General features: G+C 59.5%; 15 protein-coding genes. 9 read left to right on the top strand and 6 right to left on the bottom strand.

The window, feature by feature from the left end:
- Window positions 1-40 precede the first annotated feature (40 nt).
- The 3 genes from AC1RO0_RS19740 to AC1RO0_RS19730 form a co-directional block, all read right to left on the bottom strand.
- Complete coding sequence (locus AC1RO0_RS19740) at window positions 41-4225, bottom strand: translocation/assembly module TamB domain-containing protein (protein WP_498594506.1); 4185 nt, start codon at window positions 4223-4225, stop codon at window positions 41-43.
- Between the two features lie 62 nt (window positions 4226-4287).
- Window positions 4288-6213, bottom strand: coding sequence for an autotransporter assembly complex protein TamA (locus AC1RO0_RS19735; RefSeq protein ID WP_498594505.1), 1926 nt, complete (start codon window positions 6211-6213; stop codon window positions 4288-4290).
- 327 nt (window positions 6214-6540) lie between these two features.
- A complete protein-coding gene (locus AC1RO0_RS19730; protein WP_368510683.1) occupies window positions 6541-6858 on the bottom strand; it encodes a YMGG-like glycine zipper-containing protein in 318 nt (105 codons plus the stop codon).
- 295 nt (window positions 6859-7153) lie between these two features.
- Between AC1RO0_RS19730 and AC1RO0_RS19725 the strand changes: the two genes are divergently transcribed.
- The 4 genes from AC1RO0_RS19725 (at window position 7154) to hemA (ending at window position 12315) form a co-directional block, all read left to right on the top strand.
- Window positions 7154-7642: a (2Fe-2S)-binding protein gene (locus tag AC1RO0_RS19725; RefSeq protein WP_498594504.1), complete on the top strand. Its 489-nt coding sequence runs from the start codon at window positions 7154-7156 to the stop codon at window positions 7640-7642.
- 83 nt (window positions 7643-7725) lie between these two features.
- Window positions 7726-10071, top strand: a complete 2346-nt coding sequence (locus AC1RO0_RS19720; RefSeq protein ID WP_498594503.1) for a xanthine dehydrogenase family protein molybdopterin-binding subunit — start codon at window positions 7726-7728, stop codon at window positions 10069-10071.
- Between the two features lie 18 nt (window positions 10072-10089).
- Window positions 10090-10884, top strand: a complete 795-nt coding sequence (locus tag AC1RO0_RS19715) for an FAD binding domain-containing protein (RefSeq protein WP_498594502.1) — start codon at window positions 10090-10092, stop codon at window positions 10882-10884.
- Window positions 10885-11103: 219 nt separating this feature from the next.
- Window positions 11104-12315: a 5-aminolevulinate synthase gene (gene hemA, locus AC1RO0_RS19710; protein ID WP_498594725.1), complete on the top strand. Its 1212-nt coding sequence runs from the start codon at window positions 11104-11106 to the stop codon at window positions 12313-12315.
- A gap of 35 nt (window positions 12316-12350) precedes the next feature.
- Here hemA and dxr read toward each other — a convergent pair whose 3' ends face one another.
- Window positions 12351-13544: a 1-deoxy-D-xylulose-5-phosphate reductoisomerase gene (gene dxr / locus AC1RO0_RS19705; protein WP_498594501.1), complete on the bottom strand. Its 1194-nt coding sequence runs from the start codon at window positions 13542-13544 to the stop codon at window positions 12351-12353.
- A gap of 205 nt (window positions 13545-13749) precedes the next feature.
- Between dxr and AC1RO0_RS19700 the strand changes: the two genes are divergently transcribed.
- Both AC1RO0_RS19700 and AC1RO0_RS19695 read left to right on the top strand, forming a co-directional pair.
- Window positions 13750-14016, top strand: coding sequence for a BON domain-containing protein (locus tag AC1RO0_RS19700; protein WP_498594500.1), 267 nt, complete (start codon window positions 13750-13752; stop codon window positions 14014-14016).
- 358 nt (window positions 14017-14374) lie between these two features.
- Window positions 14375-15403 carry an FkbM family methyltransferase gene (locus tag AC1RO0_RS19695; protein ID WP_498594499.1) on the top strand — a complete coding sequence of 343 codons (1029 nt, stop codon included), beginning with the start codon at window positions 14375-14377 and terminating at the stop codon, window positions 15401-15403.
- A 29-nt stretch (window positions 15404-15432) separates the two neighbouring features.
- Here the strand turns inward: AC1RO0_RS19695 and AC1RO0_RS19690 are convergent, their stop codons facing one another.
- Window positions 15433-16032, bottom strand: coding sequence for a GNAT family N-acetyltransferase (locus AC1RO0_RS19690; RefSeq protein ID WP_498594498.1), 600 nt, complete (start codon window positions 16030-16032; stop codon window positions 15433-15435).
- Between the two features lie 276 nt (window positions 16033-16308).
- On the opposite strand from AC1RO0_RS19690, the gene AC1RO0_RS19685 reads away from it, so the two are divergent.
- Window positions 16309-16554 (top strand): DUF6074 family protein, encoded by a 246-nt coding sequence (locus AC1RO0_RS19685; RefSeq protein WP_498594497.1) that lies wholly within the window; start codon window positions 16309-16311, stop codon window positions 16552-16554.
- A gap of 22 nt (window positions 16555-16576) precedes the next feature.
- Here AC1RO0_RS19685 and AC1RO0_RS19680 read toward each other — a convergent pair whose 3' ends face one another.
- A complete protein-coding gene (locus AC1RO0_RS19680) occupies window positions 16577-17089 on the bottom strand; it encodes a P-loop NTPase family protein (RefSeq protein ID WP_498594496.1) in 513 nt (170 codons plus the stop codon).
- 300 nt (window positions 17090-17389) lie between these two features.
- Here AC1RO0_RS19680 and AC1RO0_RS19675 point away from each other — a divergent pair, with 300 nt between their 5' ends.
- Entirely contained in the window at window positions 17390-19093 is a 1704-nt protein-coding gene (locus AC1RO0_RS19675; protein ID WP_498594495.1) for a tyrosine-type recombinase/integrase, read from the top strand.
- A 1240-nt stretch (window positions 19094-20333) separates the two neighbouring features.
- The gene (locus AC1RO0_RS19670) at window positions 20334-20594 is read left to right on the top strand and encodes a hypothetical protein (RefSeq protein ID WP_498594494.1); all 261 of its coding nucleotides are present in this window, start codon (window positions 20334-20336) and stop codon (window positions 20592-20594) included.
- Window positions 20595-20602 lie beyond the last annotated feature (8 nt).

Genomic DNA, 20602 nt, shown 5'->3' with positions numbered 1-20602 from the left:
CCGGGGATGCCTGTGAGCAGGCCTTTCCGGCCGCCTCGCCTCAATATTCGTGCTCGTAGACAATACCGGCTTCGCCTGCGCCATTCGAGCCGGCGGCACCCCTAAGCTTCACCCCGCGTCCGACGTCGAGATTGATGATCGCCTTGGTGTTGTTGGAAGAGCCCTGCTGCAGTTCGATATAAGTGCGCTTGTTCAGATATTTGCCAGCGCCGACTTGTGCCTGGCCGTTCGCATCGGTCGAGATATCGAGATCGTCGACGCCGAGATGGCTGCGCAGGCCGTCGAACAGCGAGGTGGAGCGGCCGCCGGCAAGCTGGCTGGCGGCATCGGCGAGCTGGGCGATCTGCATCGCCGAAAGCTTCGACATCGATTGGCCGAAAATCAGCTGTGCCATCACCTCGTCCTGTGGCAGGGCGGGCGAGGAGGAAAAGCCGATCTGCGGGTCGGTGGCCAGGCCCGTGACATCCACGGTGATGGTGGTGGAGCTGACCGATGAGGTGGCTTCCATGTTGAGCGCGGGCGTCAGGTCGCCGCCGAAGGTGATCTTGCTGGTATCGGTGAAATCCAGGCGGCGGCTGAGGATGGTCAGACGGCCGCGCCGCATGGTGAAGCCGCCGGAGACAACGGGATTTGCCGCCGTGCCGCGAACCGTGATGCTGCCGCCGAGTTCCGCATCGATGCCGCGGCCGCGCACGAAGATCTGTGACGGCGCGTCGATCTGCATCTCAATGCCGAGGCTGGTGGATTTGCTGCTCGGACCTTGCGGTTTCTGGTCCTTGAACTGGGCGGTGACGGCGGCCGGCGCGTTCTTGTGTTTGATGTTGATCTCTGAGAGCGAGGCCGGCAGCTTTTCCGGCACGGTGATCGACGCCTTGTTGAGCTTCAGATTGCCCGTCAGCACCGGAGCGGTCATCAGCGGCCCCTTGATACCGAGATTGCCGTTGACGGTTGCCGTCACCAGCGTGCCGTCGACATAGGTGGCATTGTTGAATTTCAGCTGGATATCGGCGGGAAAGCCGCTGTCGGCGACGATGCCGACCGTGCCGCTTGCCGAGACGCTGCCGCCGCTGGCGAGATTGCCGTTGAGGCGCGAGATCACCGCCTGTTTGCCGTCGAGCGTGACGGTGACGGCAAGGCCGTTGAGGGTAAGGTTGCGGCGGACATCGACGAGCCTGCTGCCGTCGGTGGTGATGGTACCGGTGACGGCGGGGGCAGCTGTCGTGCCGCCGATCTGCAGGTCGATCTTCGCCGTGCCGGTCATGACCAGGCCCTGTGCCGCGAGCTGGCCGGCCAGCGCGTCGAAGGGCAGGTTGCCGGAAAATTTCATCGCCAGCGCCTTGTTGCCGGCAACGGCGACCGTGCCGCCGCCGTTCAACGCCAGGCCGCTCTGACCGGTCAGATTGGTGTCTATGGTGACGACGTTGTCGGCGAATTTGCCGTTCGCCTTGATGCCGAGCGGGCCGAGCCCGGCCGATTTCGTTTGGCTGGTCGCGGCTCCCGACCAATTGGTCTGAAAGTTGACAACAGGTGAAGCCGGCCTGCCGGTGACGGTCACCGTACCGGAGATCGCGCCTTCGGCGGCAAGCGTCGGGGCGAAGACATTGGCGAGGCTGGCGGGCAGGTTGGCGATCCTGGCGTTGATGTTCAGCGCCTGGCCCGCAGTGCCATCGACGACGACGGAGCCGCCGCCGGTCTGGATGGTCAGGCCGTTCAGCGCGACCGTGCCGTCCTTGATGGTGATCTTGGTGGGCGATGCTAACTTCACCGGAATGGTACGCGGTGCACCGGCAAAATTGTCGAGGCTGACGACGGTCTGGCCGCCGCCGGTCTCGACATTACCGCTGGCGGTGAGCGGCGCGTTGTCATAGCTCGACTTGAGATCGAACACCGTGCGGCTGCCCTGCTGCGAGAAGGTCAGTCCGAGATCGGCGATGCGATTGGCGCCGGACGCGATGGCGCCGGCGCGGATGCTGCCATTGGCGGAAAAGGATTTCAGGTCATCGACCGTGAGCGCAATGACCGGCTTGTCGATGACGAGATCGTCACGGCGGACACCGCCGCCGGTGGCATCCACCTTCAGGCCGATCTTGCCATTGGCATTGGAAAGATCGAGCGTGCCCTTCAGGTCGCCGGCGGCCTTCTGTCCGGCAAGGGCGGCGATGAGGCTGAGATCGGGAAGATCGAAAGTGAGCGTGCCGGTCGGCTCGAAACTCGGCGAGAAATCCAGTTTGCCCTGTAGTTTATTTGGGCCGATCTCGACGGCAAGTGCCGGAATGCTGGTGCGGCCGCCTTGTGAGGTGGCGCTGGCGGTGATGCTGATCGGCTTGCCGTCGATGGCGCCGTTTGCCTGCACATTCGCCTGCGGGGCATTCGGATCGGCGGTTCCGGTCAGGGCGACATCAAGCGTGTCCAGCAGGCGCCCGGCGAGCTTGACGTTGACGGCCTTCACCGTCGCGTCGATGCCGAGGGCTGTCAGCGGACCCTTGGCCTTAAGCCCGATATCCGCCTGTCCCTCGGCGTTCGGGATCAGTTTGGAGAGGTCGAGCAGCTTGCCCGTCAGGTTCGATGCCAGCGTCTGGCCGTCGAGCGTGGCATTGCCGTTGATTTCGCCGACATTCGATTTCACCGAGAGATTGGAGAGATTGATCTTCGTCGGCACTGTGCCGGCCACCTGGCCTTCCAGCGAGATCGTTCCCTCGAACTTGTTCGACACGCCATCCGGCAGCACGGCGGGCAGGGCAAAGAGCTTGAAGTTGCCGGTCAGCGCCTTCGACGACAGCGTATACTTGCCGTTGACGGTGCCGCCGATGCTGGCGCTTTCCAGCGTCGTATTGTTGAAGCCGATCGTGTCGGGCGAGATCTGCAGCGGTGCGGTCAGTGAAATCGGCGCGCGGATCAGACGGTTGAGATCGGGACTGACGAATGCGGTCTGGCCGACCACGAGGCGAAGCTGTAGCGGGCCGGACGCGGTGGTCAGGTTGAAGGCGTCGCTTTGGGCGCTGAGATTTATCTGGCCGATCTGGCCCTGTGGCGCACTGGCTCTTTCAAGTGTGGCCTTGGCATCGATCTTCGCCGATTGCGAGGCGCCCGTCAGCGCGAGGTCGGCGCGCGAGATCATCGCCCGCAGCTCGCCGTTTTCCATCGGCCAGCGGAAATCGACCGGACCGGAGGTGCCGAGCAGGTTGGCGTTGAGGCTGTTGTTGCCCGAGGGATCGAGCGTGCCGGAGGCGGCAATGACGACGCTGCCGGTGGCGAGATTGCCGGTCTGGATATCGATCTTGCCCTTGCCGTCGAAGGTGGCGGAGAGGTCGATCGTCGTCTGGCCGGTAAATAGCGGGCGCAAGGTTGGCGGCAGGAGCGAATCGACGTCGCCGCCGCCCTTGACGTCGATATGGTGCAACCCATCCGCCGACAGGGTGTGATGGCCGTTGATCGATACCGTCGGCTTGTCGTCAAGCGCTGCCTGAAGTTTGCCGGCCCAGTTGGACAGCGGACCTTCGCCGGAGAGATTGATGTCGATCGCCGGCCCGCCCGGCAGGTGCAGCAATCCGGCGAGCAAGCCATCGCGGGGTTCAGCGACGTCGGCCTTCAGGTTCAGTCGGTTTTCGGCCGGCGCGAAGGAGATGTTGGTGGAGAGCTTGGCGTCGGGAACGTCCTGGCGATTGGCATTAAGGACGAGATCGATGCTGTTGTTGTTCGCCTTGACACTGCCATTGGCCGCAAGGGCGAAATCCTGGCCGGCGACGGCCTGCCCGATGCGCAGGTTCGGCAAGGCAACGGCGGCGATATCGACGGCGATGGGCAGCGAGAAGCCGCTGCTTTCGCTTGTTGCCGCCTGAGGTTCCGCTTTTGCCGTCGACACTGGCAGGCGCTGGAAATCCACGACGTCGGCAGCGACGCGGTCGGCATGGAAGGTGCCCGTCAGCAGCGAGAGCGGCGACCAGTCGACAGCGAGATTCTGCACCTTCGCAACGGTGCCCTTGGTATCGGCAACGGTGATCGCGCCGATCCGGAGGCTGCCGGTCAGAAGTCCCGACGGCTCGGCAATCGTGATGGTACGGTCCGGTGTCGAGACGAGCTTTGCCACCCGGTTCACGGCATAGCCGGTGGCGCTGGGCACGAAGCCGACGACAAGCACGGCGACAATGGCCAGCACGAGAATTGCCACGACCGCATAGGCGGCCAAGCGCAACAATCTCCCGAGAATTCGAATCAACATGCTCATGAGAGCGACAGTAACCTCACTTTTGTAACCGCGTGCTGAACCGTCTCCGATCGTACGGCTGGTCAGAAGGATTGGCCGATGCCGGCATAGATGCCATATGCCGTGCCATCAGGATATTTCTTCAGGGGAACGGCGACATCGAGCCTGATGGGGCCGAAAGGCGTAGCGTAGCGCACACCGACGCCCGCGCCAATGCGAAGATCGGAAAAGTCGGGAAAACTGCTGTCGGTGACGCTGCCCATGTCGACGAAAGGTACGATGCCGATCGTGTCGGTGATCTTGATGCGGGCTTCGAAAGAGGCGGTGCCATAGGAACGGCCGCCGAGCGCATCGCCGTTGGAGTTGTAGGGCGTGATTTCCTGATAGGCGTAGCCGCGCACCGAACCGCCACCACCGGCATAGAAGCGCCGTGTCGCCGGAATGTCCTCGATACTGTTGGCTCCAAGCAGCGAGCCGAGGGCAAGCTTGCCGGCGAAGACGACGTTGTTGCTGGCGCCGACGCCCTGATAGCCGGAGATCGAGCCCTCGAAGGAGCTGAACACCGAGCCGCCCATGGCTTCATAGCTTGGCTTGGCGCTGATCGAGGCGCGGTAGCCCTCGGTCGGATCCAGCTTGTTGTCGCGCGTGTCCCTGACATATTCGAGCGGGATCGCCACTGTCAGATAGTTTTGGTCGCCATAGGCATCGGTGCTGTCCTGCTCATAGGACACTTCGCCGCCGGCGGAGACGGTGTCCTGATCGGACAGCTCGTAGGCAAGACCGGCGCTCACGGTGGCGGTATCGGCATCGTAGGCGTCCGGATGCAGGCTTTGCATCTTCAGGCCGGTGGTGAAGGTTGCCGAGGGATAGAGGGTCGCGGGCCGGACGTAGGTAATCCCGGCGCTATAGTCGAGCTGGCCGACATCGGTGGTTTCGCCGAGGCGGGAGACGGATCCCTCGATGCGCAGCGAGTCCGCCCGGCCTGTCAGGTTGCGGTGGCCCCAATAGCCTTGCAGGCCGATGCCGTCGATGGTGGAATATTGCGCGCCGACGCCGAAATAGCGCTGCTTGCCTTCCGACACCTCAATGGTCATCGGGATGCTGCCGTCCGGCGCCAGCTTCTCGGCCTCGCGGATGGTGACGCTGGAAAAGACGCCGAGCTTGCGCAGCCGGTCGGAGGCTTTCTTGAGTTCGTCCGGCGAATAGGGCCTGCCCTCGTTGATGCGGGCATAGCGCTTGATGAAATCCGGATCGACCGACTTCTGGCCGGTAACGCCGACATTGCCGAAGGGTGCGATCGGACCGCTGTCGACCTTCAAGGTCACCTCGACCGTGCGGGTGGCGTGATCGGCGACGACATCGCGCCTCTCCAGTTTGGCGAGCGGGTGGCCCTCATTCTTGAGGTCGGCGACGATCTTGTCGCCCGCCTTGATGATGGTCAGCGAGCCGGCGTCACCGCCGGGGATGAGCCCGTATTGCACGACGTTGCGGTCGGCCGCGTCGCCCAGCAGATTGACCTTGCCGAGCTTGAAGAGCGGGCCGGGATCGACACTGATGGTGACGTCAACGGGCTTCGAGCGGCTGAAGGTCGGGTTCGGCGACAGTGCGTCCAGATTGGTGCCGTTGACTGTGATGGTAACCACAGCGCCGTAACGGGCTTTTTCATAGAGGCTGGCGATCAGCCGGTCGCGATCGTCGCGCGCCTTGATGACGACGCCGAGGTCGCCGGAAACCGGTTTCTTCTTGTCGGCAACCAGCATCGACGTGTCGGCCAGGGATTTCTTGAGGTCCTTGTCGAGATTGTCGGTCTTCAGATCGACCGTGTAGCGGACGGGATCGGAAACTTGGTCCGTCGTCTCGTCCTCACCCCAGAGGGTCATGCCGAACAGTTTGAAAGCAAAGGCGTTTTTGGCACAGAGCGGGGCGAGCGCAAGTGTTGCCGCAACCGCCATTACGGTGCCTGCTCGCCGATACGCAATACTCTTTCTCGGGCCAGTTCTTTTACGCATACGCCGCTTTACGGTTATATGAGAACTTACTCAGTTTGGTGTTTCCCCCGGGTTAACGCGGGGGCACCATAGAGACAAAAGCGTCCCGCGTGTACCTTTTTTAGACTCGAAAATTCGTAAAATGCGGCTGGGAAAATGGGGAATCCGCGCTTTTCGCGTGGGATTCAGGGCCATCGCGGCGATTTGCGCAGGGCGGGTTGCGGCCGTTATTTCCGCGTTCCGTACTTTCGACCCGGCATTGAAATCGGGATCGCATTTTGCCGGCGATCGACAAGAAAAAGCCCCGGATCCAGGATCCGGGGCTTCGGTATCTCGATCTGCGGTCGATCAATAGCCGCTGTTGTAGCCACCGTAACCGCCTCGATAGCCACCATCGTCACGGTAGCCGCCGCGTGGGCAATTATCGATGTAACGACGGCCGTAGCGGTCGCGGTAGTAGCACTGACCGGGCTGTTCGGAGACGCTGCCGATGACAGCGCCGGAAACGCCGCCGATCGCGGCGCCGACGGCTGCGCCGCGGACGTTGCCGGTCACCGCGCCGCCGATGATGGCGCCGGATGCCGCGCCGATGCCGGCGCCTTGTTCAGTCGGGGTGCAGCTTGCGATCGACAAGCCGACCAATGCGAGCATAAGAACTTTCTTCATTCACTCTCTCCAACGTTAGTTAAGCCGGACCCCCGGCCAACGTCGTCCCATTCTTCAGCTCCACCACGATGGGCTGTCCTTACAGTCCTGCAGCTACGAAGAAATATCGCGTAAAATATGATTGTCCATTGGGTATCTTTATTTTCTTTAATGCTAAAATAGGTGAATCTACAATAGATAAACGGAATAATTTGCGTGAGGGAAAATCCACGCCTCTTCTAAAGTAGAGGTTGATCGTACTTCAAAAAAGTCAAATGATGGCAATTGCCTCTGGAGGAGAGGCATGGAGGAAAATATGGCGAAGGTGACTTTGACGGTGAACGGCCGGACGGTCGGCGGCGAGTGCGAGGAGCGCACGCTGCTTGTCCATTTCATCCGGGAAAAGCTTGGCCTGACGGGAACCCATGTCGGCTGTGACACCAGCCAGTGCGGCGCCTGTGTGGTTCACATGGACGGAAAATCGGTCAAGAGCTGTTCGATCCTCGCCGTGCAGGCGTCCGGCTCGACGATCACGACCATCGAGGGCCTGGCCGCCAATGGTGAGCTGCATCCGGTTCAGGCCGCCTTCAAGGAACATCATGGGCTGCAATGCGGCTTCTGTACGCCCGGCATGGTGATGACGGCCGTCGACATGATCAATCGTCACGGCGGCGCACTCGATGAAAAGACGGTGCGGGCCGAGCTCGAAGGCAATATCTGTCGTTGCACCGGCTATCACAATATCGTCCAGGCGGTCCTTGCCGCCAATGCCGAAATGCACGCCGCCCAGCAGGCGGCCGAGTAAGATTTCACCGAGACTGTCTGGCGAACGCCAATGGCTGTTATCTTGGCGGATTGCCAGGCCCGGAACCCCAATGGGAGGATATCATGGGCGTTGAAGGCATTGGTGCGCGCGTCACGCGCAAGGAAGACAAACGATTTCTGACGGGCAAGGGGCGCTACACCGACGACATGGTGACGCCGGGCATGAAATACGCCTATTTTGTTCGCAGCCCGCATGCACATGCGAAGATTACCGGCCTCGACACGTCTGCGGCGCTGGCCATGCCGGGCGTCATCGGAGTGCTGGACGGTAAGCAATTGCTTGCCGATGGCATCGGCAATTTGATCTGCGGCTGGATGATCCATTCCAAGGATGGCTCACCGATGAAGATGGGCGCATGGCGGCCGCTGGCGGTCGATACCGTGCGTTATGTCGGTGACGCCGTGGCGATCGTGGTTGCCGATAGTCTCGGCGAGGCCCGCGACGCGGCGGAGGCCGTGGTGGTGGATTACGACGAGCTTCCCGCCGTCGTCGAGGCGGTCGAGGCGCTGAAGCCCGATGCGCCGCAGATTCACCCCGAGGCGGCAGGCAACCTGATCTTCGACTGGGAACTCGGGGATAGCGCCGCGACCGACAGTGCGATTGCCGCTGCGGCGCATGTCACCGAGATCGAGATCCACAACAACCGGCTGTCGCCGAACGCGATGGAGCCGCGCGCCACGCTTGGCATCTACGATTCCGCCGAGGACCACTATACCTGCTACACCACCAGCCAGAACCCGCATGTGGCGCGGCTGGTGATGAGCGCCTTCTACAATGTCGCGCCGGAAAACAAGCTGCGGGTGATCGCGCCCGATGTCGGCGGCGGCTTCGGCTCGAAGATCTATATTTATCCGGAGGAGATCGTCTGTCTCTGGGCCTCGAAGAAAACCGGCGTTCCGGTCAAATGGACGGCCGACCGCACCGAGGCTTTCCTCACCGATGCCCATGGTCGCGACCATGTCTCCACGGTGAAGATGGCCTTCGATGCCGAACACCGGATCATCGGGCTGAAGGTCGACACCATTGCCAATCTTGGCGCCTATATGTCGCTGTTTTCCTCGGCGGTGCCCACCTATCTCTATGCGACGCTGCTGTCCGGACAATATGCGATCCCGGCGATCCACGCCAATGTCCGCACCGTCTATACCAATACGGTGCCGGTCGACGCCTATCGCGGCGCCGGGCGTCCGGAAGCGACCTATCTCCTGGAACGCACCATGGAAACGGCGGCGCGCGAGCTTGGTATTTCGCCGGCGGAGTTGCGGCGCGCCAATTTTATCCGCACCTTCCCCTATCAGACGCCGGTGATCATGAATTATGACGCCGGCGACTACGAGGCGTCGCTGAACGCCGCCATGCAGCAGGCCGATTGGAACGGCTTTCCGGCCCGCAAGGCGGAGGCGGCGGCACGCGGCATGAAGCGCGGCATTGGTATGAGCTGCTATATCGAAGCCTGTGGCATCGCGCCGTCCCAGGCGGTCGGCTCGCTCGGAGCCGGCGTCGGCCTTTGGGAATCGGCCGAGGTCCGCGTTAACGCGGTCGGAACCATCGAAGTGCTGACTGGCTCGCATAGCCACGGCCAGGGACATGAGACCACTTTCGCGCAGCTCGTCGCCGATCGGCTCGGCGTGCCGCTCGACAGCATCTCCATTGTCCATGGCGACACCGACAAGGTGCAGATGGGCATGGGCACCTATGGCTCCCGCTCCGGCGCCGTCGGCATGTCCGCCGTGGTCAAGGCGCTCGACAAGGTGGAGGCCAAGGCGAAGAAGATCGCGGCCCATCTGATGGAGGCCGATGAAAGCGATATCGTCATCGAGAACGGTGAGGTGAAGGTCGCGGGCACCGACAAGTCGCTGCCCTGGTTCCAGGTGGCTCTGGCCGCCTATACCGCGCACAACCTGCCCTCCGGCATGGAGCCGGGCCTGAAGGAAACCGCCTTCTACGATCCGGCCAACTTCACCTTTCCGGCCGGCTGCTACATCTGCGAAGTCGAGGTCGATCCGGAAACCGGCAAGACCGAGATCATCCAGTTCGTCGCCGCCGACGATTTCGGCAATATCATCAATCCGATGATCGTCGAGGGCCAGGTGCATGGCGGCATCGCGCAGGGGATCGGCCAGGCGCTGCTCGAAGGTGTCCATTACGATGAGAACGGCCAGCTGCTGACGGCGAGCTTCATGGACTACACCATGCCGCGCGCCGACGACCTGCCGTCCTTCGATATTTCGCACCAGTGCACGCCAAGCCCGAGCAATCCTCTGGGCTTGAAGGGCTGTGGTGAGGCGGGTGCTATCGGTTCGCCGCCGGCGGTCATCAATGCCATCACCGATGCGATCGGTAACAACGCGCTTACCATGCCGGCCACACCGCTGAAGGTATGGGAAGCCGCCCGGGCCGTGGCCTGAGAAGAGGAGGAGAAAGCCATGTATGCAACCAACTATCACCGCGCCTCCTCGGTCGACGAAGCCGTCAAGCTTCTGTCGGGCGCCGATGAGGGTAAATATGTCTCCGGCGGCATGACGCTGATCGCCACCATGAAACAGCGGCTGGCCTCGCCGAGCGATCTCGTCGATCTCCGGCACATTCCGTCGCTGAAGGGCATCCGCGTCGATGGCCGCAGGGTGACGATCGGGGCGGCGACGACGCATGCGGAGGTCGCCTCTTCGGCAGCGATCCGTGCCGTTTGTCCGGCGCTCTGCGATCTCGCTGGCATGATCGGGGATCCGCATGTCCGCCATATGGGCACGATTGGCGGTTCGGTCGCCAACAATGATCCGGCGGCGGACTATCCCTCGGCCATGCTGGCGCTCAACGCCACCATCGTCACCGACAAGCGCCAGATTGCGGCCGATGACTACTTCACCGGCCTGTTCGAGACGGCGCTGGAAGACGGCGAGCTGATCACCGCCATCACCTTCGAGGCGCCGGAGAAGGCGGGCTATGCCAAGTTCCCCAATCCGGCCTCGCGCTACGCCATGACCGGTGTCTTCGTCGCCAGGGGCGCGGGCGGCGTTCGGGTTGCTGTTACCGGCGCGGGGGCCGACGGCGTATTCCGCCATGCCGGCATGGAACAGGCGCTGGCGGCGAACTGGGCGCCGGATGCGGTTGCCAATGCAACCGTCGATTCCTCGGCGTTGATGTCCGACCTGCATGCCACGGCCGAATACCGCGCCAACCTGGTCAAGGTCATGGCCAAGCGCGCGGTGGCGGCGGCATAGATCGCTGCGGAAAATGCCGGAGTGGCGGTTCGGTCGCCCTCCGGTTCGTCCTAGCGCCGGGCATGGTTGTAATTGTCAATTCCCCGTGATTGTCTATTCTTGTCTAGAATTGTTCAAAATTAAGGGCCATTTGCCGCAGTGGGGCGTGAAAGCAATGTTGAGGGGTTGACGTGCGAACCGGCTTTCAGGAAAAACGGTTGCATGGTTCTGGAGCAGATGATGGATTTCGAAGCATTCTTTAAGGGTGAGCTGGACGGGCTGCACAAGGAAGGCCGCTACCGCGTGTTCGCCGATCTGGAACGTCACCGCGGCAGTTTTCCGCGCGCGACCCGGCATACGCCCAACGGACCGCAGGAAGTGACGGTCTGGTGCTCCAACGACTATCTCGGCATGGGTCAGCATCCAAAAGTGATCGAGGCGATGAAAGAGGCCATCGATCACTGTGGCGCGGGTGCGGGAGGCACCCGGAATATTTCTGGCACCAACCACTATCATGTCATGCTCGAGCAGGAGCTCGCCGATTTGCACGGCAAGGAAGCCGCTCTGATCTTCACCTCCGGCTATATCTCCAACTGGGCGACGCTTGGCACGCTCGGCGCGCGCATTCCCGACCTGATCGTCTTCTCCGACGCGCTGAACCATGCGTCGATGATCGAGGGCATCCGCCACGCGAAATGCGCCAAGGTCATCTGGAAGCATAACGACCTGCATGATCTCGAAGCCAAGCTCAAGGCCGCTGATCCGAAGGCGCCGAAGCTGATCGCTTTCGAGAGCGTCTATTCGATGGATGGCGACATCGCCCCGATCAAGGAAATCTGCGACCTCGCCGACAAATACGGCGCCATGACCTATCTCGACGAAGTGCATGCCGTCGGCATGTACGGCCCGCGCGGCGGCGGCATTGCCGAGCGCGAAGGGCTGATGGACCGGCTGACGGTCATCGAAGGCACGCTCGGCAAGGCCTTTGGCGTCATGGGCGGCTATATCGCCGCATCGACGGCATTGTGCGATTATATCCGCTCCTTCTCGTCCGGCTTCATCTTCACGACGTCGCTGCCGCCATCGCTTGCCGCCGGCGCTGTCGCTTCGATCCAGCATCTGAAGGTCAGCCAGTTCGAACGCGCCCGTCATCAGGACCGTGTCCGCCGGCTGCGCGCCCAGCTCGACGCTGCCGGCATTCCGCATATGCCGAACCCGAGCCATGTCGTGCCGGTTCTCGTCGGCGACGCCACCAAGTGCAAGTGGATCTCCGATCTCCTGCTCGACAATGGCGTCTATGTCCAGCCGATCAACTATCCGACCGTGCCGAAGAAGACCGAGCGCCTGCGCATCACGCCGACGCCGCTGCATTCGGACGCCGATATCGAGCATCTGGTCGGAGCGCTGCATGCACTCTGGTCGCGTTGCGCGCTGGCAAGGGCTGTGGCGTAAGTCATTGCTTACATTCAATGGGAAACGGCCGCTGTTTACGCGGCCTTTTCTTTTTGCGCCACAAGGACGCCGGCGCGCCGGCGCGCCTCCTCATCGGCGGCAAAGACCGCATCCATGGTTTCGGCGGCGCCGGTGGCGATCATCTGGTCCATGACGGCTTCGGCGATATCGGCCATTTCCAGGAAGCCGATGCGGCCATCCACGAAGGCGTGGAAGGCGATTTCCTCGGCTGCATTCATGATCGCGCCCTGCAGCCCGCCGCGCTCCATGGCGGTGCGCGCCAGACGCAGCGCCGGGAAGCGAACTTCATCCGGCGCCTCGAAATCCAGCCGCGCCAGCTTGGTGAAGTCCAGCCGCTCGACGTCGAGCTTCGTGCGGGATGGATAGGTCAGGGCATAGCCGATGGCCGTTCGCATGTCCGGACAACCGAGCTGCGCCAGTACTGAGCCGTCGGTATAGCCGACCATGGAATGGATGACGGATTGCGGATGGACCACGACCTCGATCTGGTCCGGACGGACGTTGAACAGGTGCTTGGCTTCGATCATCTCCAGCGCCTTGTTGAACATCGAGGCGCTGCCGATGGAGATCTTGAAGCCCATGGACCAATTCGGATGGGCGCGTGCGGTTGCCGGCGTGACATTGGCCATCTGCTCGCGCGACCATGTGCGGAAAGGGCCGCCCGAGGCCGTGAGGATGATGCGTTCGACCGCATGCTGCTGGTCGTCTTCCAGCGCCTGGAAAATAGCGCTGTGTTCGCTGTCGACGGGGATCAGCCGTCCGCCGCCTTCCGAGACGGCGCGCACGAAGAGATCGCCGGCGGAAACCAGGCATTCCTTGTTGGCTAGCGCGATATCGGCGCCCCGGCGGGCGGCCTCCAGCGTCGGTGCCAGGCCCGCGGTGCCGACGATTGCCGCCATCACCCAGTCGGAGGGAATGGAGGCGGCCTCGATCAGCGCGTTCCGGCCGGCGGCCACGGCAATGCCTGTGCCGGCGAGGGCTTCCTTCAATGCCTGGTAGCGATCTTCATTGGCGGTGACGGCAAGTGCTGCGCCACAGGCTTTCGCCTGGCTTGCCAGAAGATCGATATTGTCGTGCCCGGTGATCGCGGCGATCTCGAAGGCGTCGCGTCCGCCCAATTGGGCAATGACGTCGAGCGTGTTCTGGCCGATCGAGCCGGTCGAACCCAATATCGTCAGGCGGCGTTTCGCCTTGCTCCCGGTTGTCATTCAGGTATCCGCATCTTGCTGTCGTCGTCCATGGCTCTACAGGGGATCGCGCGGAGCGGCAAGTCCGCAGCCATGGCGGCGAACGCCCATCCCTGGCCCATCGCGCCGGAGATTACTGATTTTAATGATAATTTACAGGCATCCGGTGAACCAATTGCCGAGTGCCACGTTTCATGTCGGCGAAACGGCAGGAGACAGGCAGGGAATGGTTTTCAAGGTGGCTACATTTCACGGCATCGCACCGACGATCGAAAGCGAAAACGCGATGCGTTCCGCGCTGGAATGCGAGGTCGCCAATGCGCTCGCCTCCGCCGGCGGCCTTGACGCCTCCGACGTCACGGTCACCGCCGTCGGCCAGGAAATCCGCCTCGCCGGAACGGTGGCGACGCCGGACGAGGTGAAGCGCGCAAGCGCGGTGGCGGAGGCGATGCCCGGGGTGAGGCTGGTGAGAAACAGGATCCTGGTCGGGTGAAGTGTGCGGTGGTGACGCTGCGATTCGCAGGTGTGACCCGAGAATGAGAATATGCTGCCGGTATCTTTAGCCGGTTGCATCTTGCCAGTGTCTGATGAAAGGCAGTGGCAAGATAGTGGCAAACCGCTGAATATTGACGAGTAATTGGCTCTGTCAGGTGGCAGGAGGCTTGCTGCCTGAGATTGCGGCAGTTGCCGCCAAACGTCCTTTCATAGACATATGCGTGGCCGTTGCACGGGTTTTAGCCGCCTCTTCATGGAAGATCTGGGGGTGTCACCGTGGCTGGGCGATCCGCACCGTGTCTGAAGAAATATGTATTTTCATTGCGTAATATGTCTGAAGATTGCTAGAAAGGAAAATGAAAGCGGAAGTTGTTCCGTTGATTGGGGGAGTGGTTATGTTTAAGTCTCTGGCGCTCAAAGTTCCGCAAATCAAGCAATTATGGGACGACAGGACTGATCTTCTGGCGGAGCGAGACATGCTGCGAAATAAGATCGCAGCGGGCGTTGTCGGCAAAAATCCATTCCTCAATTATGAAAGCACTTTCGACGCCATAGAGGTTATGAGGAGGCATGCCCGCAATGATCTTGCCCCGTTGTCAACCCACCTTACGAACTTCCTTGGCGTGAAGATCGATCCACGTTTCTTTCCGGGCATTCTGGACAATGCCGCTGGAACGGTTGAGGGCATTCCGATTCCGGCAAACTGGCATGCCGATATTGCCGAATGGGCCGCGGCGCTGCGAGCCGTCGATCTGGCGCGCAATACGTTCCGCGTAATCGAGTTGGGATGCGGATGGGGATGCTGGCTGATCAACACAGGCACCGCAGCCCGTAATGCTGGTCTCTCGGTGGAGATGATCGGCGTGGAAGGCGATCTGGGTCATGTCGAGTTTGCTCATCAGGCGATGAAAGACAATGACTTTTCCGATAAGGAATATCGCGTCATTCACGGCATTGCAGCCGCCCGAAATGGCAAGGCGCTCTTTCCAATCGTCGAAAATTCCGGCGCAACGTGGGGATCTGAACCAGTCCTGGATGCTTCCGCGGCTCAGATCGCCGAAGCGGAAAAGACCGGTGGCTACGCGGTGCTCGATACATTCCCGATTTCTGAAATCGCGGATGGCCGCCCCGTCGACCTTCTGCATATTGATATCCAGGGCGGTGAAGCGGATTTTGTCAAATCCTCCATGGATGATTTGCAAAAATACGTGCGCTATGTCGTGATTGGCACTCACTCGCGGGCGATTGAAGGCAGGCTTATGGAAAGCATGCTGTCCGCGGGATGGCACCTGGAAATGGAGCGGGCCGCCGTCATCGGCATCGTCGATGGACGACCGGTTATATCGGTTGACGGTGTGCAGGGTTGGCGAAACCCGCAGCTCTAAAAAGAGTATTTGTCGGCTTTCAGCGATGGCTATGCGCCGTCCCTGACTGTGGTTGCCAACCAAAAGAACAGCTTGATCGTATCCGGGGCGTCCGATGGATCGGCACCGGCGTGGTGGAGCAGGCCGCCTGCTTTCTCGATGACCCGACTCGAGGCAAGGTTATCTTCGTTGCAGATGATGCTTATCCTTTCAAAGCCGGCCAGCGCCGCAATTGGCAGCAAGAGCTGAAGTGCTTGCGTGGCGTAGCCTCTGCCCTGTTTCCACGGGACGATCGAGTAGCCCACATGGCCCGGTAGATGAAGCGGCAAGAGGCTCGTTCCGGGCAGATGGCGAAGTGTGATGTAGCCGCAGAATTCTCCATCCCAGATCCAGAATGGCCGGAGGACCAGACGCTGGGGTTCCCGGTCGGGCACTGATGTGGCAATGATCTCGCCGGATGTGAGGCGGGCCAGGAAACCCGCCCTGTCATGTCTGAGCGCCACCAGCTCGGCTTCGACATGGGCCTTGTCCTGCTGGCGCCTGGGATCGGGTGACCATCCCTTTGTCAAGGCGTCCTCGAAGCCGGACAAGTTCAGCAGGCTTGGTTCAATCAGGATGATGGAGCGCGGGGTCGTTTGCTGCTTCGCCATGTCTATCCCTAGCCGACTCGTCAATGCCGATCACGTTCGGACGATGGAAATAGCAATTCGAACTCGCGCGCCGAATTGCAAGAGCAATATGCAAAAGCCGATCGGTACGCAGCGGGCAGCCCACGGGGCCAGCGAATGCGCCCATGTGCCGGTTTGCACACGCATCCCTGTCGGCCGTTTGAGCGTAATCTTATGAGATGGTTCACGTTTTATGAAGAACTGGCGGCGATGGTACCGGCATTGCTATGTGATTCGAACCGCAATGACGGAGATGGTATGACGCTTCTACAGTTCCCGGCCGACAGGCGCACCGCTGACGTAAGACGGTGTGCCGAAGCCCTGCAGCAATTGCATGGAGAGGCGGCAAATCGCTTTTGGCGGTCGGAAATGGCTGTGTTTGCAGCCGGTCTCAGGGAGCAGGGCGTTGCCGAAGACGAGATCGGTCATCAGGCCGGTCTGTTCATGCGTGCGGTTCAGATGGAATTGGAGTTGGTGTTTGCCGCGGAGGAGGCTCTGGCCTAGTCTTTCCAAGCTCGTTTGCCGCCTACCTTGGATTGGCGGCAAACGCTGCAAGCTGCTTTGGCGATCGAATGTGGATGATCCGGGCGCGCCCGCGATGCGCTTCGATGGCGCCAAGCAGCTTTGGCCGCATGTCTCGATGCAGCGACCACATCATTTTGAAGAGACGAATGGTCACCGGAAACATCGGGCATCCCTCTGGCCCGTCCGGACGGCCGAGGAAGAGTGATTTTATCTGGCGCTTGCTGGCCCACCAGTAGTGAACCCAGATCGGGTGATCGACGAAAACGATCGTATCGGCCATATCCATGCGGCGCTGAACGGAGTCCCACGACCCATAACCATCGATCAACCAGCGCTCTTGCGAAAGCCAGGCCTCGTGGAAGGCGGTAAATTCAGACTGGGACGCCTGAACCCAATTCGGCTTCCACTGGATCTTGTCGATTGCGTAATAAGGGAGCGCGTGTGCCGCGCTCAAGGCCCCGCACATCGTCGACTTCCCGCCGCCTGCATTGCCGATCACCATCACCCGCGTCATGGATGAAGGATAGCGTGACGGGGCGTCGGCGGAAAGGCCGCGGTGGTCATTTCAAAAAGAAGAAAATGGTGATCTCGACGCGATTCGAACGCGTGACCCCCAGATTAGGAATCTGAGTTTCTTTTTCTGAGTCACTTTCTGAAAAGAACTATTACGTCGATATTATCATATTAATTCAGATATTTATTCAAATTTTATGATCGTAAAATGTATCTGCGGTAGCTCTTTATGGTGTTATTTCGAACGTTGAAATTGGTCTGAGCTTGGTCTAAGACGTCGAGGTGGCCAGTGGAGGACGCAATGCCGACGACGAGAGTTAGAATTGGAAAGAAGCACATCGAGGAGGCGAGACGAGCCGCAGCTTCCAATTCGTATAGTACCTCTGATCCGCTGATTTATTCCGATTTGACAAATAGGAACCTCAAACTTCGCGTCCAGGGTGGTTCGGCTGCCTGGATTGCGAAGTGGAACGGGAAAACCAGAACTCTCGGCACCATCACTGAGCTACAAGACTGCGACGTTGTTAGGGAAATGACAACGAAAGTCGTAGCGCTACTTAAAGCGGGTTTGGACGCTACGTCATACATAAGAGGCAAGCTGGCCGGTGAAGACGACGTTGGCGCTGCTATCCTGATGAAAAGGCAAATGGCCTTGCAGCAAGGGAAGTGGAATTGGGGTGAGCTGACAAGGCGGTATGTGGACGGCTATCTTTCCAACCCGAGGACGGTTAGAGGCGTAAAGAAGGAACCCTCGAAATTTACTGCGAATGAAGCACGGCGCTATTTGACATTGCCAGAGGCTGCATCCTTGCAGAGTGCCCTCCTTTCCGAATTAAAGCGCGGTGATCTGGAAGAGGTCAGAAACGTATTGGCCGACTCCGGGAAGCACACTGCAAGCCGACAATTTGTCGCTTATGCCAAGGCCGCTTTGTCTTACGCAAAGAAGACCGATATCCGAGCTTCAGGACTAGAAGACGCATCTACGTGGTGGAGCGATCTCAAGCCGCGCCAGGAGACAATTCCAACCGCCCGAACTCGCCACCCGTCACTTCCTGAACTTATGGAGACAATGATCGTTGCCGAGGCAGTCCGCACTATGCCGGGAAGATCACAGCAACGCAGAACTTCCGATATCGTTCTATTTGGGCTTTGGTGGATAGTACTCTCAGGGCAGCGGGCAGGGGCTGCCTTATCATTAGAACGAGCGCATATTTTTCCTTGGCCAAATGGGCCTCAAGGGTGGCGGGTCGTGTACTTTCCGGCGAACGTCATGAAAAGCCGACGACCGTTTTCTCTTCCAATACCTCCGCGCGTGGTTGCATTGTTGGAAGCCGCAATAGCCTCGGGTCGGAAGGACTCGAAATTTGTATTTCCAGTTTCAAAATTGCGGATGCAAAGCGACGCGCCACTTAACCGCACTGCGCCGGTGCAATTGTTGCAAAGATTGCGAGGGCGGCCTGCCGACACAAAGCACGGTACTCCAGGCAAAGATATGCTCGAAGGTATTCCTTACTTCTCACCCCATGATGTGAGGCGGACCGTTGTAACCACCTGCACAGAGCGCACAGTGAGAGGTGATGCGATATCCGCGATATTAGATCATGCGAGCGTCGGAACTATAGACGACAAACAATTTTCAGCACCTGTAACGCAGCAAGTTTATAACCAGTCTCAGTTCCTGGAACTGAAGATGATCGCTATAGAATCTTGGACAAGTGCGGTGTTCCACGCATTTGAAAATGCCTGGAAGGCCCACCAAAGGCCTATCCCACCGATTTCACCTGTCGCTCGACAGCGGATAGCGGACGCTAGGACTTTCATTCAAAATTTGCGAGTTGGGGGCTTGCCTTGGCACCTTCGGCTGGAAAATGAGAAGTTTGAAAGGCACGAAAGGTTCAAAAGAGCTGTCGAGAGGTATTCGCTAGGAACAGGAGACCATCCTGAGGACTTCTCCGATTCTGAGCAGTCAGATGATTTAGAGGAATGGCCGAATGACGTTATTTGAGCGCAGCGTTGCGTAGTAGGTCAAAGGACTGCCCGTACCGAGCAAAAGCTCTCAGTCCCTCTCTGGATTTCTCTCTTTAGAGCTTGAGCCGCTCCGGGCAGTCGCGACTTGCGAACCAGTGTCTTTTCCGCGTTTCCATGCATCTGAACGTAGATCGCGGCGACATAGCAAAGGATGCCGCCTCGCGCGTCCGTCTGGCAGAACTCAACAACCTCAATATTAACCGTTAAACGCCTGATTTTCGTAATCGTGGTTTTCATGGAAAATCCTCATTTCTATTTGATTTCATTGAGAAATTTATAGCAGAAATGGGGAGCGTTGAGAATCCTTGCGACGGGAAAGATGTCGGATGTGGGATGGTATCCGTAAATGGATTTGGTCGGATTTTAGTAAGTTTTGAGGGGTCTGGCGGAGCGGGAGGGCAGTCAATGGAAATCGATGCGCTGTGGTGCGGGAACGCCAGTGACCCGGTGCGCGTCTATTTCGATTGACTGACCGGAGCGACCCAATCCTACCGCCCCGGAGCAGGACAAGAAGGCCAAAGGCCGCAATGCCCTACTCCGGACTAGGTCCGCGCCAATGAGCGGCTCTTTTTAAAATATTTCTGAAACGAAAAATCATATGGTTAATGTATTCGAATGCATAGAATTTGCAGGTTACACCTGAATCAAACGGTTGTTTTTCTTGAGTTTCAGTAAGAATAAATGTCAACACTTCTCTCAAGTGTTGACATTTATTTTGTTTTTCAAAGGATTGCCGTCGCGTTGCCTTCAGAAATGCAGTTGCAATACTGAAAAGTGCCTTTATCTTCGTGTTTGCAAGCGCACAACGAAGCTCGGTCGGCGTTGTGCGGCACAAGACCGGGAACCGCTAATTACCCGCTTCGGCGGCTAATGGCCGGATAGAGGATTACCCTGCCCTTCGGGGTTGGGGGATTCCCAATTCCCGCTGAAAATGATTTGCGACACACATGCCGCAAGTTGCTTGACCGCCGAATGGTGACTCGGCTTTCGGTTCACCGAAGGCTTTCGATCATCGTTGAAGATGATCCCCCTCCCTTGCATTTTGCAAGCTCTCGGAGGGCGCTGAACTGCGCCCTTCCTTCGTTCTCCCTCTCATCAACCGAAAACTGAGTGAAAGGAATTCGACAGCGTTGAACATGAGTAGCTCTTGAAAACGAGCTGACCGTGACTTCTATTTGCAGCAGGAGTTGCTGCTAACGAAAACAGAAAGGGTTAAAATGACTGAAACGATAAACAAAATCGCGCTGAAAAGCGTCCATGTGGGTGTCTGGGAAGGCGACGATGAAACACCTGCGATTTTCTTCTCTTTTTCCACGGGAGCAGGATTTGTCGACACACTGGAATGGCTCGATGCCAATGGCGATTTGATTGACTACCCGGACAGCCATCTAATGCACAGCCATTGCGGTAACGAACTGAGTGCTGACGACGTCGCTATGATCCGAAATCGACTTCAAAAGTACCTCCCCGCTCGTTAAGCGGAAAA

Source organism: Rhizobium sp. GW821-FHT14E12 (genome assembly GCF_058803745.1).
The sequence above is the reverse complement of the archived record's forward strand: the minus strand, read 5'-3'. Positions and strand labels throughout refer to the sequence as shown.

Excerpts from the sequence above, each read along its gene's own strand:
- AC1RO0_RS19740 (WP_498594506.1), bottom strand. The coding sequence starts at position 4,225 with ATGAGCATGTTGATTCGAATTCTCGGGAGATTGTTGCGCTTGGCCGCC.
- AC1RO0_RS19735 (WP_498594505.1), bottom strand. The coding sequence starts at position 6,213 with ATGCGTAAAAGAACTGGCCCGAGAAAGAGTATTGCGTATCGGCGAGCA.
- AC1RO0_RS19730 (WP_368510683.1), bottom strand. The coding sequence starts at position 6,858 with ATGAAGAAAGTTCTTATGCTCGCATTGGTCGGCTTGTCGATCGCAAGC.
- AC1RO0_RS19725 (WP_498594504.1), top strand. The coding sequence starts at position 7,154 with ATGGCGAAGGTGACTTTGACGGTGAACGGCCGGACGGTCGGCGGCGAG.
- AC1RO0_RS19720 (WP_498594503.1), top strand. The coding sequence starts at position 7,726 with ATGGGCGTTGAAGGCATTGGTGCGCGCGTCACGCGCAAGGAAGACAAA.
- AC1RO0_RS19715 (WP_498594502.1), top strand. The coding sequence starts at position 10,090 with ATGTATGCAACCAACTATCACCGCGCCTCCTCGGTCGACGAAGCCGTC.
- hemA (WP_498594725.1), top strand. The coding sequence starts at position 11,104 with ATGGATTTCGAAGCATTCTTTAAGGGTGAGCTGGACGGGCTGCACAAG.
- dxr (WP_498594501.1), bottom strand. The coding sequence starts at position 13,544 with ATGACAACCGGGAGCAAGGCGAAACGCCGCCTGACGATATTGGGTTCG.
- AC1RO0_RS19700 (WP_498594500.1), top strand. The coding sequence starts at position 13,750 with ATGGTTTTCAAGGTGGCTACATTTCACGGCATCGCACCGACGATCGAA.
- AC1RO0_RS19695 (WP_498594499.1), top strand. The coding sequence starts at position 14,375 with ATGAAAGCGGAAGTTGTTCCGTTGATTGGGGGAGTGGTTATGTTTAAG.
- AC1RO0_RS19690 (WP_498594498.1), bottom strand. The coding sequence starts at position 16,032 with ATGGCGAAGCAGCAAACGACCCCGCGCTCCATCATCCTGATTGAACCA.
- AC1RO0_RS19685 (WP_498594497.1), top strand. The coding sequence starts at position 16,309 with ATGACGCTTCTACAGTTCCCGGCCGACAGGCGCACCGCTGACGTAAGA.
- AC1RO0_RS19680 (WP_498594496.1), bottom strand. The coding sequence starts at position 17,089 with ATGACGCGGGTGATGGTGATCGGCAATGCAGGCGGCGGGAAGTCGACG.
- AC1RO0_RS19675 (WP_498594495.1), top strand. The coding sequence starts at position 17,390 with ATGCCGACGACGAGAGTTAGAATTGGAAAGAAGCACATCGAGGAGGCG.
- AC1RO0_RS19670 (WP_498594494.1), top strand. The coding sequence starts at position 20,334 with ATGACTGAAACGATAAACAAAATCGCGCTGAAAAGCGTCCATGTGGGT.